Source organism: Echinicola sediminis (assembly GCF_054777495.1).
In genome coordinates, this window is record NZ_BAAHAP010000101.1 from 1 (window position 1) to 17,832 (window position 17,832).

Consider the following 17,832-nt stretch of genomic DNA (forward strand, 5'->3'; position numbering starts at 1 on the left):
CCTTCAGCATCATAGTTTTTAGTGATGATATCTTCTCCTTCACCAAATTTCACCTTGTAGATGACATTACCTTCATCATCGGTTAACTGGTATGCTTTGTAGATGGTAAGGTCCTTGGTCGTTTCGCCCTCCTCAATGCTGTCTTTGACCGCTTGAGGCAAATCTTCCGGCAAAATCTCTATCTTATCTTGAAGCACCTGGCTTACCCGCTCCTCTAATAGAACCGGTGAAGCTTGTACTTCCAGCAGGGTAAATGCCCCAAAGGCAATGATTATAGCTAACTTTTTCATGGGCATTGGTTTTTAGGGTTATAATTCGAGTATGTTTCCTTTATCATCAAAGGAAACAATCACCTCTTCGCTGTCTTCGGTAATAAAAGTCAGGTCATAGTAACGTGTTTCTCCTTTGGTAACCATCTGAACGGTCTCCAGCTTCAGCATGGACAGTAAAGAGTCCTTACTGATGTAAACTGTGACATCCTCAGGTAGGTCCCCGATGCTTATTTCTTTTTTTTCCAAGTCCCCGTCGTCCAGTTCTTGGTCCATGCTATCCATTTGGGGCATTTCCTCTCTCATGGCCGCCTCCCCATCTTGTTGTGTTTCTGCAGCCCCCCTATTCTCCTGGCATGCCACCAATAGAAATAATGGCATTCCCAGTATTAACAATAGCTTTTTCATGGTTTAGTAAAATATACTAGTTGGTTTAATTTCTGCTTTTGTTCTGTAATCCGATTCTCCCATTTGGTTTTTCAGATGGACTCCCATCATCCCCACTAAAACCATGATCAGTATCATGATCGCCGACAACATCACGAGAATCAACTTCTTGATTTCTGTTATTTTATTCATACCCTTACTATGAAATCAGAAGTCATGCCACCCTGAAAAGCGGGTTCTTTAGGCCTATTCCCCTCTTAATAAGAACAAAAATGTAGCACTTTTACCCAATTTGTGGAACAAATCAAATAGCCCTGTACAAATAGAAATGACGGTGGACAGCTTATATAATCTTTTTACCGATCTACCATAGAGATGTCCAGTTTAGGTTTTGGACAACCAATAAACCAAGAATATCGCCCTCACCATAAAGACATAACCAATTGATTTTCCGATATTTACTAATAAACTTAAATACATTTGTCAAACCTAAATCATAAACACATCATGAAAAGACAACTGCTAATTATTCTGGTTGCGCTACTGGTGACTGTCAGTACCTATGGCCAGGCAAGGATAAAACCGGCGATTGGACTGACCGTCTCCAATGTGACACAAGATCCGGCAACAGGTGAATCACAAGCCCAAGTAGGCTACCAACTCGGGGCCAGCTTTCCAATTGGCTCAATATTTTATGTGGAACCAGGACTTTTCTTTGTAAAAAAGAGCATCGGGTTTACGTCAAGTTCTGCTTCAAGTGAGGATATTGACCTAAATATGCATGGGCTGAGGATTCCCCTAGTCTTGGGGCATCACCTTATTGGAACCAATGACAGTTTCTTTGCCCTGCGTATTTTCGGAGGAGGATCAAGTTTTATCCTTTCGGGAGTCAAAACGGAAGGTGCTGACAAGGATGATTTCAAATCCCCCTCATGGGGAATGTTTGTGGGAACAGGAGCCAATATCAGTTTCCTTTTTGTAGACATCAAATACGAATGGTCTGTAACAGATGCATCGGATTTGGAGAACTTCGATGTGGGCAAGACCAAATCATTCTTCGCCAACGCCGGAATAAGGTTGGAGCTTTAGCCAGAAATATCCAAAGTCCTACTTGTATGACTCCCCATTATGGTAAAGAGTTTTATTAACTTAATAAATACCCTATGGCCACTTCATAAAAAAGCCCGGCCCACCTGGACCGGGCCTAAGTTTGTCAACAATAAACCCATTCTGAATCATAAACGGTGAATTACTCCAAAAAATTCTTTTGCACCATCAATATTTTCGGAACCATCCTCTTTTTGTCAAAAAAATAAATAATACTAAAAAAAGCACGGCCCACCTGGACCGCGCTTATTGCTAAAATAAACCCATTTTTCTATTGACCGTTGTTCTTTTTTAACGCTCTTTTAATTTTCAAAATTGTGCAATCCCTCCAGCAGATATTGATGGTATTGGTCCACATCATAGATGGCTCCCACCGGCTTCTGCAGGGGCTGCTCCCCTTCTCCCATCACCACATAGTAGGGCTGTGAATTGGAATTGAAGTTTACTGCCTGAAAATCGGACCATTTGTTACCGATGGTTTTGATGGTTTTGCCACTGAAGCTGGACACCTTCCATTCAGACTCCGGTAATTCCGTTTTGTCATCCACATAAAGCTGGATCAGCACATAATCGTTTTTCAGGGTTTCCAGCACCTTTGGATCCGACCAAACACTTGCCTCCATCTTACGGCAATTGACACAGGCATGCCCTGTAAAATCAATCAATACCGGCTTGTCCACTTTTTGGGCGTAAGCCATACCTTCTTCATAATCGAAAAAGGGCTCCAGGTTCAAAGGAGCATGAAAAATATCATCATACTTTCTAGAGGGCCTTTCAGATTTTTGTCCGGAGAATCCATCTCCCAAAGAGGCCGTATAAAGATCAAAATCCTGGGTATGCTGAGGAGGCAAGAAAGCCGAGATGGCTTTCAAAGGCGCGCCCCAAAGTCCAGGGATCATATAAATGGTAAAGGAAATAACGATCACACTCAGAAAAATCCGTGGCGTGGAAAGGTATTTCAACTCACTGTCATGGGCAAACTTGATCTTGCCCAGAAGATAAAGTCCCATCAATCCAAAGATCACAATCCAAAGTGTCAAGAAAACCTCACGGTCAAAGATGTCCCAATGGTAGGCCAAATCCACGTTGGAGAGGAACTTCATCGCCAAGGCCAGTTCCAAAAAGCCCAAAACCACTTTTACACTGTTCAGCCAGCCTCCCGACTTGGGCAGTGAATTCATCCATGAAGGGAATATGGCAAACAGGGAAAATGGAATCGCCAGAGCCACAGAGAAGCCCAGCATTCCCATAGCAGGTCCCAAATATGCCCCTGTACTTGCTGCCTGCACCAACAGGGTCCCGATAATCGGACCGGTACAGGAAAAGGACACAATGGATAAGGTAGCTGCCATAAAGAACAGGCCCAATAACCCTCCCTTGTCGGATTTGCTGTCCAACTTATTGGACCAGCTATGGGGCAAGGTCAGCTCGAAAGCCCCAAAGAAGGAAGCTGCAAACACCACTAACAACAGGAAGAAAAGAAAATTGAAAATCCCATTGGTGGACAGGGCATTCAGGGCATCGGCCCCGAAAATAATGGTGATGACCATGCCCAGGGCCACATAAATGACGATGATGGAAAGCCCGTAAAACATGGCCTTGGAGATCCCGGAGGCCTTACTCTCTGACTGTTTGGTAAAATAGCTGATGGTCAGTGGGAGCATGGGAAAAATGCAGGGCATCAGCAAGGCTGCAAAACCTCCCAATAATCCCGCAATAAAAATCCCCCATATAGAACTGCTGTTTTGATCCTCTGAAGAAGACCTATCGGGAGCAGTGGCTGTGACTATATTACTTTTTTCAACCTCTTTTCCATGTGGTTCACTTTCCTTCACCGCTGCTGCAGCGGCTTCATGTTCTTTATTTTCAGCTTTCTCAGGCTGACGGAACTCTTTTTTTTCGGTAATATTCTCAGGGATACTTTCTTCCTTCTTTTGAGTCTTCTCTTCACGCTGAGGAGTGGCTTCTGCCTTCTTGGCTTCAGGCTTATCTGCCGTCGGTTTCTCCTTTGTTTCTTCCGCCAAGACGGGCTTGACTTCAGTTTTCTTCACCTTAGCCGTAAAAGGGATCGATAGCTCCACTTGATTTGGCGGAAGACACTGTGTATCGTCACAGACCATAAACTCCACTGTAGCCAGGACCTCACCTTTGCCCTCTTTCGCCTCAATGGTTTGTTTAAAGACTGCCTTATCACTAAAATAGCTGACATCCATCAAAAACATGTCGTCATAGTTGGTGGTGGCCTTGGTGAGCTCGTCCACCTCCCCCTTAAGGACAAAAGCATCAGAAGAATTAAGGGTGAAGCTCGTGGGAACGGGACCTCCCTCCTCAATATGCTGGCTGTACAGGTGCCAACCTGCTTCAATCTCTGCAGTGATGATCAGTTCCACCAGGCCATTATCAAGTGCTTTGCTTTCAGCGGACCAGCTTACAGGCTCCAAAATCTGCGCCTGCGCCGAAAAAATAGCCGCGCAACAGAGAAAAATGATGGATAATACGTTCTTCATTGTTTTTGTGTTTTAAATTATTTCGCCCTGGGTACCGGCTTAAAACTGGTCAACTCCACTTCCGTGCTCAGGTATCCGGCCTTTACAGGTTCTTCTTTTACCAAATCCGTACTGAGATACTTCTTGTTACTGTCGGCAAATACCGTTACTACGTTAGTCTCAGTTCCCATTTTTTGCTGGAGTTTGATCGCTGCGATCAGGTTGGCTCCTGAGGAAATCCCTACGGCCAAGCCAAGGGTTTTCGCCAGCTTTTGGGCCATGAGTATGGCATCCCCGTCATTGACCTGCACCACCTCATCCATTTCATCCAACTTGACGATGCTGGGGATAAACTCATCGGAGATTCCCTGTATCCTATGGCTTCCCACCTTATAGCCCGTGGTCAAAGTCGGTGATTCGGCAGGCTCCATCGGATGGATTTTTGTAGTAGGCCTTACTGCTTTCAGGTAACGGCCCACTCCTCCCACGGTCCCCCCTGTACCGACGCCGGCCACAAATACATCCACCTGCTTTCCAATATGGCCCAGCTGCTTGATGATTTCTGGGGCCGTGGTCTTTTGGTGCGCCTCCAGGTTATAGCTGTTATCAAACTGCCTGGGCAAAAACACATTGGGGTCTTGGGCGCCCATTTCTTCGGCCATGGCTATACTTCTCAAAAAGCCTCCCTCTTCCTTGCTCACCAAAATAATTTCTGCCCCAAGTGATCGGATAATATCCACCCTTTCCTTGCTCAGCCAATTGGGCATGATGATCCTTACAGGATGTCCCAGACTTCGGCCTATCGCCGCAAAGGCTATCCCTGTATTGCCGGAAGTAGCTTCCACAATGGTGTCTCCTTCTTTGATCTTCCCGGTCTCATAAGCCTTCTGGATGGTGTAAAGGGCCATACGGTCCTTGATGCTCCCGGTCAAATTATAATGCTCGCACTTTACATAAATTTTTCCGTTCTTTCCCTCATAGGAATAGGCCAGTTCGATCATTGGGGTATTGCCTACCATTGCCCACAACTCTGCGATCTTCAGGCAAGGAAGGCATTCTTTTTGGTTCAGCTCTTCTACAGTTATATTCATGCGGTATGGGTAATATATTCTAAGGATAATTAAAACAGTGCCATTCACCAGCACTGCCACTTTACTTTATTTTTTTAGGAGTTCTACCAATTGCTTCTTAAGCTCCGGCTGTGAAGGCCGCATGGCATTATCACTTACAATGAAACCATTCTTGTCGAAAATCATAAAACGCGGAATGCCCTTAATTTCATAATTCTTCACCATTTCAGAATCCCATGCCTTGTCAGCGATCAATTGAATCCCGCCCAGTTCCTTATCGGCTACAAAATTTTTCCATTTTGCCCGGTCTTTTTCCTCATCGATGGATATGCTCACAAAGGCAATATCTTCACCATGCAGCTCTTCTTCCAGCTCCTTCAGATAAGGAATTTGTTTGATACATGGCCCACACCAAGTAGCCCACATGTCCACATAAACCACTTTCCCCCTCAATGACTCAAAACTCACCATATTACCATTGATATCCTCGTACTCAAAGTTAAAACCCAGCTTCCCATCAGAGGCGGTCATTTCCTGATCCAACTTGAACAGAAGTGATTTGCTTTGCTCGGAAATCATGTGGGGACGGGCATCCTTTACAAACGTCTTATAATGGTTGGATTTCAACCCTTTAAAATCCAAAACACTTCTTAAGTAAACATCCCTCAACTGAGGATCCTCTATGCTGGAAATAGAATGCTGTACATAAAACTGGCTTTTCTTCCTCTTCCCAAATACCCATTGGTAATGCTGCAAATAACCCTTCATATAAGCTTTACCGTTCCACAACTTAAGGATATTCGGATCGGTAAACTTCACCTCTCTCTCATACTGCTTATACAAATCCCTATAATCTTCCACATTGGCCGACTGTGCCCTTGGAATCATCCAAAAGGCATAGAGTTGCTGTTCCACATCTGTCTGAATGGCCAAACCCATCAGTTTATTAAAATCGGGGTCTTTGGTGTTAAGCTCCCCCTTCAACTCCTCAGCCTTTGGCATAATTTTCTGTTCCATAAGTGGGAAGAAATCCTTAAAGCTCATCCTTGGTTCCCGGTTAATCTTTAGTGCCGGTTCGATGGTTTTATTCCATTCTACCACCAGTCGGTTAGGTCCCACCTCTTTTCCGCTTAGCACATAATCTTCCTCAGAAACATCCAGATCCAGTTCCAATCCGTTTCGCAAATAAACGCGGAGCAATTGTCCGTACCCTGGAATCCTGATATGATAGAATCCGGGTTCAGAAATAGCTACCATAAATCCAAACATCCCATTCTCCCCCAACCGTGTGGACGAAAAATCCGCTAACTCCCCTTCTTGTGAATTCTGAAGTTTAATAATTCCGGATTTGGCTGCAAAATTTACTTTCCCCCTAATAATCGCAAATTCTTCCTTTTCTGAAGCAAATGCCGTAAGTTGAAGTAATACAAGACAGGTAATAAATAAGGTATTGATAATCTTCATTCTAGTATTTTTAATGGTTTAGAATCAATTAAAGTTTTTTGGGCAGGTTTAATTGCATGGTTTGTGTTTCTGAAGCAATCCTGAAAATCAGCTCATCCTTTTCTGAATTTAGAAGCTGATATCTAACTCCTTCCTTTTTAATATCCTCGGGGGAATACCCCTCAATCATTAAAACCTTGTCTCCAGCCTTAATTCCTTCAATATCTGGCTGAGACCCTTTCACTACTTGTTTCACTATTAACTCCCCCGATAAATCATAATTCAGGAACATTCCTCCCAATACAAACTCAAATGGATTGGTAAATGATTGATTGGGTTCAAGATAAATGCGCTTGTGGAGTGCATCAATGGTGAAATTAAAGCGGCTAATAATGTTGATCCCCAAGGATCCGGCATTTTTAATCCGGTCATCCCTCCCTTCTACTTCTTGTTGAAGGCTGACTATAAAGTTTTCCAGCTCCCTATCCCCCAGCTGTAAGCGGGTCAATTCCCCTAAAAGAGTCGGTGTCACCAGCCCCATACTGATATTGTTGGAATGCGCCACAGCATCAAACCCTTCTGTCAATTGATTTGCCCCCACAAAGGGGCCAAACAAAATCATATTATATCCTGCTCCAGTATCAAAAATAAGATCTGCCTTTACCTCCTTCTTCTCTTTAGCTCCAAAGGTCAACATCGCATCAATTACCGGAAGTCCGGTTCCATAGTTAAAGGGTAATGCTGTGGAATTTGGAGAAGCGTTATAGGAGTTAAAATCATACAGTTCAATGACTTTTTGATCAAAATCAACACTGGTGGTAAAGTTCCTTAAAATATTCCCTCCAATCAATCCGTCTTCCTTACGCTCCTGCCCTGGAAAAACCACTACACTTTGATTCTTTAAGGTAATATTTTCGGCAATATGCAATGTATTGCCTCTAGAGAGTTTTACGTTAGTACTCCCCCCCACCACGCTGGTTCTTTTTTCCTCGAAGTTGCCAATACCTACTTTTTTTGCTGCTTGGGGACTTAATCCAATTCCGTCTGCCCCTGTATCAAACAACATTGTAAGGGGGACTGAAGAATCATTCAATCTGATTTCAATATGGATTTTTCCTTCTACGATCTCAAAAGGCAGGCTAGCTATGAGCCCTTTATCAGAGACCCTATTCACCCCATATATCAAATCAAAAACCCCAACATATTTAATTTTTTGATTCGCATCAAAACCTATTTGACTTGCTATTTCTTTTCCATTTTCCAGCCTAAAAATTACAGGAACCAGGGTATTGCCATTTCGGTCCTTACTAGGCTCTCCCTCTCTATGGATTTCCTGGATTGCCGGGTAATTTGCCACAATACTTTTCAGCAACCTTTCCTTCATTTGGTAGTGGTACACCCCTATGGAAAAATCGTCGGCAATGATTTCTTTCATCAGAGCATAATCCCTCATTTGTATCGCTTGCTGCAGGTGGTAAATTTGCTGGTCTATGGTCTTCTCACTTTTTTCATTTCCAAAAGCCAAAGTCACCAGGCTCAGCAATATCAAGGTCAAAGCAAATCCCTTCTTCATCTCACTTCTTGCGGTTTTAGCATAAGCTCTCATCGCCACATTTATTCCAAGGTAAACCATTGATTTATTAGCAATTAACTATTGAACAGAATCGATTGAATTCACAAAAAAGTAGTGGGCCCTCTCCGTATGAAAGGGCACTCACTAAATCAAACCAAATAAATATGAATTTTTACCTTTCCTTGTACACCACACTTTTGATTTTGGCAAATCCCTCGAAACTGTGATTAAGGGTGATTTGTCCGTTTACCGGAGGCACATCATAAAATTCCAGACTTCCACTTTCTCCTTCTGGCTTGGCGCTATCATTTACTCCTACGATGAGCTGATTAAAGTAATCTGCAGTATATGATTTGGTGGACTCAAACTCATTGAAGCCTAAATAAGTCACCTCTTTCTCCCCCATGTCCAACATTTCAATGGCTTCCTGCTTATTGAAATCATATTCATAAACTTTATTTCCAATATTGAAGAATAAATAGCCAAATGCCGGGTGGATGCAGAAGTTTTCCGCATTTTCAAACCCTTCTAGCGCTACTGGAGTAAAATAGCTTTTATTTTGATTTCTATTCCGCTGAGTTATCTTTGCTAGATAATACTGATTGGACACATCATCAAAAAGAACAGCCACTGCCTCCCCACGGTCAAAATGGGAGTAGCCTAAATAAATGAGGTCCATACCAATATCAGAATCAAACCTTCCACCCAATTCTGGTAAAAGAATGCTTTCCGTATCTTGGTTGCCCAAGTGACGAATAAACCGTTGGTTTTCTTCATCAAAATATATCGGATAGGCTATTTCCTGCCAACCTATACTCATGTATTTGGAAGCCCTAAACTGCTGGGCCTCTCCACTGAGTTTGTTAATGGGTGTTCCGAAATAAAGGTTAAACTTTCTGTAATAATAATACACATTGCCATCCGCAACCATATAGGCACTATTGAGTACTCTTCCATTTCTCCAATCATGGTTTCGGTAGATTCCGTCTGCCTTAAAATTTAGGGGGACTCCTATGGCCATTTCAAAACTCAATCGGTATGTATCATCCCAACTTAAATCAGCAGCATCCACTCTGGTGGTTCCGGTTTCTGAGGTAGTAACATAAAGACCGTACACCCCGGGAGCTAATCCATAAGCATAAAGGAATTCAGGTTCCCCTTCCAATTTCAGATCAGAACCCACATAGTCCAATATATTAGGAATCACCCGGTATTCCCCTTCAATTCTTGGAGCCATGTCCAGTCGTGCCTGCCCATTGACATCGCCAAGCACCATCCAACCTTCCGTCACCAAGGTATTTACAATAAGCTCAAATCGGGAGGTAAAATGGACCCCTGATTCTTTGTCGGTAACCTTATAATAGCCATCATAATTACCCGGCTTTAACTTCATAATAAAATCCAGGTCTTTGGTACTGGCAATAGCAGTATAGGACTCGCTTGGTAATACTCCTTTATTGATTACATACCATTCAAAGGAATAATTCTCCAAATTAGCATCTTTATCTAAGGTAAAACTCAAGTCCGGAACTATTTTTAACTCATCTCCTACCAATACGGAGTAATGGTCCTCTATTCCTTCAATACTTACCTCATTGATTTCCTGATAGTCATAATTGCCCAAATCCTCGTAGCAAGAGCCTAACAGGAGCAATAAAGGAATATAAAGTAGTTGTTTTATATTTTTCATACTTAAGTGCTTTTAAATAAGTGATCCCATTTCCATCAATGTACCATCCTCTTCATAGATCGGATTGCCATTGGCTTCCTGCACATCCAGATAACGCTGCATGTATACACCAAAGAATTGGTATTCGGAAACAGAATAAACAGAGCCTAAAGGTTTGGTAAAGGCATAGGGATCGATATCCAATACTTCTGCCATTAACAGGATTTTCTTTACTGAAAAGGTCCCGAAATAGGGAGTAAACCAACCTTTGGGCTGCGTAATAGAACTGGTAAAATGAACAGAAAGGTTAACATGGCTAAGAATTACCTCCCCATTATTGCTTTCCAATTGCTGCATTTTGGTATCGAAATGTTCGTTGGGAAGCAGGTTAAGTCCAAGCATCAAGGTATCTGTTTTACCTTCTTCTGATTTGTATAATCTCACGGGGACATTGGCCACAAACTCTCCCGCTTTTACGATAGGAGCTTCCACTATCTCAAAATCCACTCCATCCTGAGCAGAGGAATTGGCGGATACTTGAATATTAACGGGTCTATCGTAGTCTTTAGCCACGCCCATTACAGCCACTTGAACGTTGATTATCGAGTCTGTAAAATCCTCTCCCATCAAACCAAATGAATACAGCAGGCTATCAGTAACATTCCCGAACACGGAATCCTCTGTTGAACTGAGGAAATAAACATTGTCCTTTTGGTCGTATGTAATCAATTCATCTTCCACACATGCGGTGAACATCCCTAATAGGACCATACATGCGGCTAGTATTATATGTATATTTTTCATAAATTCTTAAGTGGCTTAGTTTCTAAATTCTACCTCTGAGTTGGGCAATGGCACTACATAAGTACTGCTGTTCATCGAAACATTGGCCGAAGAGTGTGAGCCGTTTTCCAGCGAAGCAATTTCTTTTCGCTTATAATAGAAGAACAGCTGTCCTTCACCAAAAAGCTCCTTCTGGTATTCCTTCATGATCTCCTCCTCGATATCCACCCCTTCTTCCAGGGCAGAAAGTCCTCTTTTCTCTCTTACGGTATTCAAGAAGCCCAATGCTTCTGCAGGGCTATCTTCCATCAGAGCTTCTGCAGCGATATAATACATTTCGGAAAGCCTAATCAAAGGCATTACAAACTTAAAAGCAGGGGCACTTCCATCAATATTTTCAGGCTGTTCATACTTATAGAATGTTTTATATGATTTATCTCCACTTTCATTCCAAAAAGAGATATACCTATAATCACCAGCATTATTCTCATACACTTGTTCGAGTCTATTTGACCTTGGAGCCAAAATGGTATTTTCCACCAATGTAGAAGCAAATAAGCCCCTTTGTAGCCCATACATATTTACATTATGAGAGCCAAAAATAATCTCCGGATAGAACACGGTATTTGGGGCACCTGGTTGAGAGAGCACCTCTAAGGGCTCTGTCCATGTAAACCATTCACTTCCATCTTCAATTACTGTTTTGGCTGCTTCTAATGCAGCTTGATACTTACCGGCATACAAATTAACCCTCGCCTGCAAAGCTTTTACAGCATAATAGTTAAATCTGAGATTTCTATATCGGAAAAAAATCTCATTTCCTAGTTCTGGCAAATAATCCAATACTCCTTCAGATCGGATGGGGTCACCAACCAATAACATCTCCGCCTGATTCAAGTCAGCCAAAACCTTTTCTAAAAAGACTTCCCCTGGTAAAAGTTCGGTCGCTTCCTTTGCGGGTTGGCTGTAATAGGGTAAACTCGTAGACGAAACGTCACTTGGCATGGGACCAAATATTCTGTATAGATCGAAATGTAATAATGCTCTCAAACCATACAACTCTCCCTTGGTCCAGTTCATTTCTTCTTTGGGAATGGTATTGGGATAGGTTTCCAATCCTTCCAGGGCTACATTAATATTTAGTATAGTCACAAAAGCATTTGTCCATATTCCGTCAAACCGGGTTTTGACATTTCCACTTTCATAATTATAGACGCTATACTCATAATAGCTATGATCCTGACTACTTAGGTTATACCGCTGTCCCATTGCTTCTATAGTACCAACGGAAAGATCAGAACCATAAAGTCGAGCATTGTTCAGCGATAAATAAATCCCATTAATGGCATTTCTTGTACCTAACTCCGTAGTGAAAACTTGGGATTCCAAAAACTTATCTACCGGTTTCACATCCAAAAAACTCTCACAAGCAGTTGTAAGAAGCAAAACCCCGGCTATCAGATAATGATATATTGTGTTTTTCATTTTATTTCTTTTAGAAGGTGGCAGTTACACTCATAGATACTGTTCTGGCAAAGGGGTAACTTGTTCCCCTTTCAGCCCGCACTGTAGATAACCTAAAGATGTCATTAAGTATAGCCCTAAAACTCAATCTTTGCATACCTAATGTTTGCAACAACTGGCTATTCCTATTCCATCTATAACCAACCGAAATGGATTCCCCTGACAATAGATTTTCCTTTTGAACAAATCTTGATGAAATTGGAGTACTGTCCAATAAACCTATACCTTTAAATTGTGCTACATCCCCTGGTTCTTTCCATCTTTCGGTCAAGGCCCTTCTATCCTGGTTGGATGTTATGCCTGACCTGCTGATGTTTTCTACTTTATTGTAAAGGGCCTTATTGAAAATATCTCCTCCTACTTTATATCTCAGGTAAACCGAAACTAACCAGCCTTTGTAAGACAAATTGGTATTAATAATTCCCTGAGATAAAGGCCTGGAATTACCTACCCTTACTATATCTCCCGGATCATACTGATAGGTAATTTCCCCGTTTTTTTTCATGAAGATTTCTTTTCCCGAAGCAGGATCAATCCCCAAAGACTGGACTGCCCAGATATCATTTGGGCTATAACCGTCCTGATACCTCACCAGGCTATTATTGGCCAGTTCCTCTTCATTTTGATTATTTAAGGTATTTCCAAAGCCATCATATTTCTGATCTACAAAACTCCCCATCCAGCCTATTGTCCAGACAATTTGTTCTTTAGGGCGAAATATTGGTGAATAACGAATATTGGTTTCTAAACCTTTATTATCCATCATTCCCACATTCATGGGATAACCTTTAATTCCTGTAGAGGAAGGTTGATCTATCATTACAATCAAAGGATCAGTAACTTTTCGATAAACATTTACATATCCAGAAAGTCTATTGTTTAAGAAACCAAAATCCATCCCTAAACTAGTTGAAAGTGTTCTCTGCCATTCCAAATCAGGATTCCCTAAAGTTCCTAAAGTGATGCCTTGACCAAAAAGATTGTTGTCAGGCATGAAGTTATAAACTGAAACAGAGGTGATATTCCCAAAGCTTTGATTTCCAGTCACACCGATATTACCTCTCAAACGAAGTGTCTTTACACTACTATTTTTCAAGGAAGGTTCATTGTGCAAATTCCATCCTGCTCCTACCGCCCAAAAAGGAGAGTAGGGATTATTGCTGCCAAAAGCAGTGGAACCATCTAAGCGGTAAGTAGCATCCAGAAGGTAACGTTGGGCATAAGCATAGTTAACACTGGCTAACACATTAACCCTTCTAAAATCTCTATAGGCAGCTGATGGCTTGCTGTTTGGCTGATAGGAAAAGGCAAAGGCAGGATTCCCAATTGCCCCAATTGGAAACCCTACAGCGTCAAATGATTTTCTTTCATTGCTCTGCGATTGGACTTCAGCCCTGAAATTGGCATTAATGGTATGCTTACCCATGACCTTTGAATATACGGCCATGATATTTCCCCTATAGGTAAAATTGGATCTTTGAGCATTATTGTAACGCCCCTTTTCTAATAATCCTGTATTTCTAAATGTTGAATTTTCAGGGCTTATAAAAGCCTCCGATTCCTGCTTGCCCCCCAACAACTGCCCCATGGCCTGAATTCTAAAACTTCTACTGACATTATATCGAACCTGAATGTTGTTCTGAACCTCCAAATTCTTTGAATAATCATATTGGTTTGGTAACAAAGCATTATACAATGGATTTGGCACTCCATCATCAGAAACGGCCAGACCTTGGACAATTCCTTTCTCTAAAAACTGGTCTACCCCTCCATACTCATTGTACTTTCTAAAGTAAGGGTTTGCATTTACAAATGTACTAAAGCTACCATAAGGAGACTCAGTAGCCTTATACCCATTCACAAATAGCTTGTTGCTTATATTCCATTTACCCTTTCTGTATATTAAATCGACTGCTCCTTGCCAAGTTTCCCTGCCAGAGCCTATCATTACCCCTTCTTGATTTCTATAATTGGCAGAAACTCCAAATCTCAATTCATCCGTTCCTCCATCGGCATAAATGGTATGAGAATTGGTAAAGCCCATCTGTACGGGCTCAGAAAGCCAGTATGTATCTACTCCACGCTGTACTTCTGCCAAACGTTGATTATACAGAAGGTCTAACTCTTCTTGTTTTTCTGGATTTACCGAATAATAAGTATATCGGCCAGAAAGTCGCTCAAACTCCAGCTTTTCAGCCGCATTCATCATATTATAATCACTCAGATCCGGAATTTCCATGCGGTAATCCCCCGTATATGAAAGCAGTATCTTACCGGCTTCCGGCTTCTTAGTTTCCACTACGACCACACCGTTGGCGGCATTGGAACCATAAAGTGCTGTAGAAGCGGCATCTTTCAAGATAGTGATGGACTTGATCCTGTTTACATCCAAATCCACAATGGTTCTCAAAGTCGATTCAAAACCGTCCAAAATAAATAAAGGCTGGTTGGGATCAGAACCAAATTCATCGCGTAACTCCGTAGTCGAAATACTGGTCTGCCCCCTTACCTCAATATTCGGAAGGACATTGGGATTCGATCCAAGCTCATTATTTTCAATAATAGCAATGGAAGGATCTAAAGAGCGAATTGCTGTAATCGCATTTCCGTTGGAGACCTGCTTGAGGTCATCGGTATCGAAAGTGGCCGCGGCACCGGTAAAACTTTCCTTGTCCCGCTCTACTACACCGGTCACCACCACTTCATCCAGTCCCGTCACCTTTACCTTCAATTTCACATTGATCTTCCTTTGATTGCCAACTGAAATTTCTTGATGCTCAAATCCAAGCAATCTAAAAATCAATACCGCATCTCCATCAGGAACCAGTACGCGGTAATCTCCGTTGATATCGGTCACATTGGCCTGGTTGGTGCCCTTCAGCTGTACAATTACCCCTGGCAAAGGTTCACCACTTTCGTCCAGCACCTTACCGGTCACCTCTTCCATTTGACGGGCAGCCCTGGCCCTTTCTGGGTTGTTTGGAAAATTTTCGTTTGTTACTGCTTTATGCTTTAGTACAATTGTTTCATCTATTATCTCAAAGGTAAGTGGTGTTGGTTTTAATTGTTTGGTGAGTAGCTCCTCTACAGATATCGAACTTTCCTTTACAGTAAGTTTGTCCACTGGACGAATATCCTCAAGGCTGTAGAAAAACCTGTAATTGGTTTGTTTTTCGATTTCCCTGATCAACTTTTTCAACTCCACATTCTCGTAATTCAAGTCTTTAAGGGTTTGAGAAATGGAGGCCGCCGATAGGTTCACACAGAGGGCGAGTGTTAGAATTGCTGTGAGTTTCATGACTTTGAGCCATAAATATCCCCTTAAGGGATATCCCTTTAAATTTTTCTTCATAAATTGGTAGTGGTTTATTTAACTATAATTTGACCATTTAGAGGGTGGGGATTGTTGCCGCAATCAACACCCTTTCTTTTTTACTTTACAATCAAGGTTCTTCCATTCTTTTCTATTTTTAAGTGATTGGTATGTTCTATAATCTTTAAAACCGGATCCAGTTCTTCATATTTGTTGATATAGCCTTCAAACCGCTGTATTTTCAATTCAGGACGCTCGTAGACAATTTGAAATTCATACCATTTGGCGAGATCATTGAAAATATCTTCCAGAGTGGCTTCCTCAAAGTAATAATAGCCCTCTGTCCAGGCAGTGGCCCTTTTTGCATCAACCTCCAAGACCTCAAATGAATTTACCCCTCTGTCCAAAACTGCTTTTTCATCAGGAGATAAGAGGGCCTTTTCGACCCCGCTCTCATCCAAGATTTTCACTTTTCCCTCGACCAAAACAGTTTCTGCAAAATCATCCCCTTCATAGGAGCGTACACTGAATGAAGTTCCCAGCACCTGAACGGTCATACCGTCCACTTCCACCAAAAAAGGTCGGTTCTCATCCCGCTTTACCTTAAAATAAGCCTCCCCGGATAGCTTTACCACACGTTGGTTTTGGTCAAAGCTTACAGGAAAGACGACCTTACTGAGCGGGTTAAGATACACCTCGGATCCATCAGAAAGTTTAAGGCCGTACTCCTTGCCTATGGGGGTCTCGACGGTGTTCAATACAGCTTCGTCCGAAGGAACATCCTCGCTATAAATCAGTTTCCCCTCTTGCTGGGAAAGCTTTCCTCCTTCCAGCGCCTGCAAGTCCTCCATCATGGCCAGATCCACTTTCTCTCCACTGCTTAAGGTCAACATGGCCCCCTTACTTCCAGGAGCTATCCCCTTCTCCACTTTTTCTTTATTCAAAGAGAAGAAGATAATGCCTATCACCATCGGAATAAAAAGGGCCGCAGCCCACCTTAACCATTGCTGGTTAACGATTTTGGGGGACTTTGCCTTTCCGGCATGCTTGGCCAAACGGTCCCAAGCACTTTTTTTATCCAATGCAAGCCCCTCCCGCTCCCATACCTCCTCTGCGGTCAGGTTGCTCAACTTATTATATAACTCTTGGTTTTTTGGGGATCTATTCAGCCACTCCTTCAAAAACACCATTTCCTTCTCACTGGCTTGTTCTTTTTTTACCAGCTTTTGTTTTGAAATGATTTTTGCGACTTCGAAGAGTTCGTTCATGCTTTTGGTTACTTTTACTTTAAAACAAGTAACCAAAATAAACGGGTGAATGAATTGTTAAAAAAAATTAAAAATAATTTAAAATTTACCTCCAGTTTGGTGAAGCAAAGTCAACAGTACCGTCATGATCATTTCGGACCTGATAGACTTATAGGCATTTTTCTTTAAGGTTTTCACCGTATTGATAGAAATCCCCAACTGATCGGCGATCTCCTGGTTTTTAAACCCTTGCAAATTCAAATCAACAATTTTCCTGGATTGCTCCGGCAGCTTGCGGACGGCTTGATCCAGCAATCGGTATACCTCCTCTTCCACTACCTGGGATTCAAAAAATTCCTGGGAATGCCTATACTCCTCTTCCAAAATCCGCAACCGGTTTGAACTGGTGGAAAGGAAGTTGAGGCATTTGTTTTTGGTCACCGTGTAAAGGTAGCTCTTCACGGAAGTTAGGGTATCAAAGTCCTGCCTGTTGTCCCACAAGGCCATAAAAGTTTCCTGAACCACATCCTCTGCCTCACTTTTATCTTTCAGGTACTTATAGGCAAAATGACACAAACTATCATAAAACATGTCAAATACACGACGATAGCCCGCAACATTTCCCTTATTAAGTTGCCTTATAAGATCGATATCATTCTTGTGGATTTCCAAAGATCAACTCTATGTTAACACCGATTTGGTTTATGGATGATCCTTGAAAAATAAGACAAAAAAAAATGGTTGAAAAGAGAATAAGAAGAAACCTCCTTGTAATCAGCCTAAACCTGTTTTTTTTAATCAAAAAAATTAAAATTGTGCTATACCTATTTCTATTAAAAACGAAGATTATACGTTTATTGCATATCCACAAAGACACCAGCAGTTATAAATTAGCAAACCATCTCTCACAGAATGCACAGAATCCCACAGAAAAGATTTTTAATTCCGTGTAATTCTGTGG

General features: G+C 41.9%; 14 protein-coding genes. 1 reads left to right on the plus strand and 13 read right to left on the minus strand.

Annotation, left to right across the window (positions count from 1 at the left end):
- The 3 genes from ACYVAA_RS19065 to ACYVAA_RS19075 all read right to left on the minus strand — a co-directional run.
- A partial coding sequence (locus ACYVAA_RS19065) for a hypothetical protein (protein WP_460544813.1) occupies nucleotides 1-290 on the minus strand: 290 nt, incomplete at its 3' end.
- A gap of 18 nt (nucleotides 291-308) precedes the next feature.
- Nucleotides 309-677, minus strand: a complete 369-nt coding sequence (locus ACYVAA_RS19070) for a hypothetical protein (RefSeq protein ID WP_460544815.1) — start codon at nucleotides 675-677, stop codon at nucleotides 309-311.
- Between the two features lie 3 nt (nucleotides 678-680).
- Entirely contained in the window at nucleotides 681-848 is a 168-nt protein-coding gene (locus ACYVAA_RS19075; RefSeq protein ID WP_460544817.1) for a hypothetical protein, read from the minus strand.
- A 315-nt stretch (nucleotides 849-1,163) separates the two neighbouring features.
- Here ACYVAA_RS19075 and ACYVAA_RS19080 point away from each other — a divergent pair, with 315 nt between their 5' ends.
- On the plus strand, nucleotides 1,164-1,745 hold the full coding sequence (locus tag ACYVAA_RS19080; RefSeq protein ID WP_460544819.1) for a porin family protein: 582 nt from the start codon (nucleotides 1,164-1,166) through the stop codon (nucleotides 1,743-1,745).
- Nucleotides 1,746-2,065: 320 nt separating this feature from the next.
- On the opposite strand, the gene ACYVAA_RS19085 is transcribed toward ACYVAA_RS19080, so the two are convergent.
- The 10 genes from ACYVAA_RS19085 to ACYVAA_RS19130 form a co-directional block, all read right to left on the minus strand.
- Complete coding sequence (locus ACYVAA_RS19085; protein ID WP_460544821.1) at nucleotides 2,066-4,270, minus strand: protein-disulfide reductase DsbD family protein; 2,205 nt, start codon at nucleotides 4,268-4,270, stop codon at nucleotides 2,066-2,068.
- Nucleotides 4,271-4,287: 17 nt separating this feature from the next.
- Nucleotides 4,288-5,340: a PLP-dependent cysteine synthase family protein gene (locus ACYVAA_RS19090; protein ID WP_460544823.1), complete on the minus strand. Its 1,053-nt coding sequence runs from the start codon at nucleotides 5,338-5,340 to the stop codon at nucleotides 4,288-4,290.
- 66 nt (nucleotides 5,341-5,406) lie between these two features.
- Nucleotides 5,407-6,783: a TlpA family protein disulfide reductase gene (locus ACYVAA_RS19095; protein ID WP_460544825.1), complete on the minus strand. Its 1,377-nt coding sequence runs from the start codon at nucleotides 6,781-6,783 to the stop codon at nucleotides 5,407-5,409.
- A 28-nt stretch (nucleotides 6,784-6,811) separates the two neighbouring features.
- Nucleotides 6,812-8,335 carry an aspartyl protease family protein gene (locus ACYVAA_RS19100; protein ID WP_460544827.1) on the minus strand — a complete coding sequence of 508 codons (1,524 nt, stop codon included), beginning with the start codon at nucleotides 8,333-8,335 and terminating at the stop codon, nucleotides 6,812-6,814.
- Nucleotides 8,336-8,507: 172 nt separating this feature from the next.
- Complete coding sequence (locus ACYVAA_RS19105; protein WP_460544829.1) at nucleotides 8,508-10,025, minus strand: PKD-like family lipoprotein; 1,518 nt, start codon at nucleotides 10,023-10,025, stop codon at nucleotides 8,508-8,510.
- 12 nt (nucleotides 10,026-10,037) lie between these two features.
- Nucleotides 10,038-10,808 carry a DUF4843 domain-containing protein gene (locus ACYVAA_RS19110; RefSeq protein ID WP_460544831.1) on the minus strand — a complete coding sequence of 257 codons (771 nt, stop codon included), beginning with the start codon at nucleotides 10,806-10,808 and terminating at the stop codon, nucleotides 10,038-10,040.
- A gap of 15 nt (nucleotides 10,809-10,823) precedes the next feature.
- Nucleotides 10,824-12,272, minus strand: coding sequence for a RagB/SusD family nutrient uptake outer membrane protein (locus tag ACYVAA_RS19115; protein ID WP_460544833.1), 1,449 nt, complete (start codon nucleotides 12,270-12,272; stop codon nucleotides 10,824-10,826).
- A gap of 10 nt (nucleotides 12,273-12,282) precedes the next feature.
- Entirely contained in the window at nucleotides 12,283-15,663 is a 3,381-nt protein-coding gene (locus ACYVAA_RS19120; protein ID WP_460544835.1) for a SusC/RagA family TonB-linked outer membrane protein, read from the minus strand.
- 80 nt (nucleotides 15,664-15,743) lie between these two features.
- Nucleotides 15,744-16,892 (minus strand): FecR family protein, encoded by a 1,149-nt coding sequence (locus tag ACYVAA_RS19125; protein WP_460544837.1) that lies wholly within the window; start codon nucleotides 16,890-16,892, stop codon nucleotides 15,744-15,746.
- A 78-nt stretch (nucleotides 16,893-16,970) separates the two neighbouring features.
- Nucleotides 16,971-17,543, minus strand: coding sequence for an RNA polymerase sigma-70 factor (locus tag ACYVAA_RS19130; RefSeq protein ID WP_460544839.1), 573 nt, complete (start codon nucleotides 17,541-17,543; stop codon nucleotides 16,971-16,973).
- Between the last annotated feature and the right edge of the window lie 289 nt (nucleotides 17,544-17,832).

What these genes read in the sequence shown, in the direction of transcription:
- ACYVAA_RS19090 (WP_460544823.1), bottom strand. Translation starts at nt 5,340, where the DNA reads ATGAATATAACTGTAGAAGAGCTGAACCAAAAAGAATGCCTTCCTTGC.
- ACYVAA_RS19085 (WP_460544821.1), bottom strand. Translation starts at nt 4,270, where the DNA reads ATGAAGAACGTATTATCCATCATTTTTCTCTGTTGCGCGGCTATTTTT.
- ACYVAA_RS19125 (WP_460544837.1), bottom strand. Translation starts at nt 16,892, where the DNA reads ATGAACGAACTCTTCGAAGTCGCAAAAATCATTTCAAAACAAAAGCTG.
- ACYVAA_RS19075 (WP_460544817.1), bottom strand. Translation starts at nt 848, where the DNA reads ATGAATAAAATAACAGAAATCAAGAAGTTGATTCTCGTGATGTTGTCG.
- ACYVAA_RS19105 (WP_460544829.1), bottom strand. Translation starts at nt 10,025, where the DNA reads ATGAAAAATATAAAACAACTACTTTATATTCCTTTATTGCTCCTGTTA.
- ACYVAA_RS19070 (WP_460544815.1), bottom strand. Translation starts at nt 677, where the DNA reads ATGAAAAAGCTATTGTTAATACTGGGAATGCCATTATTTCTATTGGTG.
- ACYVAA_RS19115 (WP_460544833.1), bottom strand. Translation starts at nt 12,272, where the DNA reads ATGAAAAACACAATATATCATTATCTGATAGCCGGGGTTTTGCTTCTT.
- ACYVAA_RS19095 (WP_460544825.1), bottom strand. Translation starts at nt 6,783, where the DNA reads ATGAAGATTATCAATACCTTATTTATTACCTGTCTTGTATTACTTCAA.
- ACYVAA_RS19100 (WP_460544827.1), bottom strand. Translation starts at nt 8,335, where the DNA reads ATGAAGAAGGGATTTGCTTTGACCTTGATATTGCTGAGCCTGGTGACT.
- ACYVAA_RS19120 (WP_460544835.1), bottom strand. Translation starts at nt 15,663, where the DNA reads ATGAAGAAAAATTTAAAGGGATATCCCTTAAGGGGATATTTATGGCTC.
- ACYVAA_RS19110 (WP_460544831.1), bottom strand. Translation starts at nt 10,808, where the DNA reads ATGAAAAATATACATATAATACTAGCCGCATGTATGGTCCTATTAGGG.
- ACYVAA_RS19080 (WP_460544819.1), top strand. Translation starts at nt 1,164, where the DNA reads ATGAAAAGACAACTGCTAATTATTCTGGTTGCGCTACTGGTGACTGTC.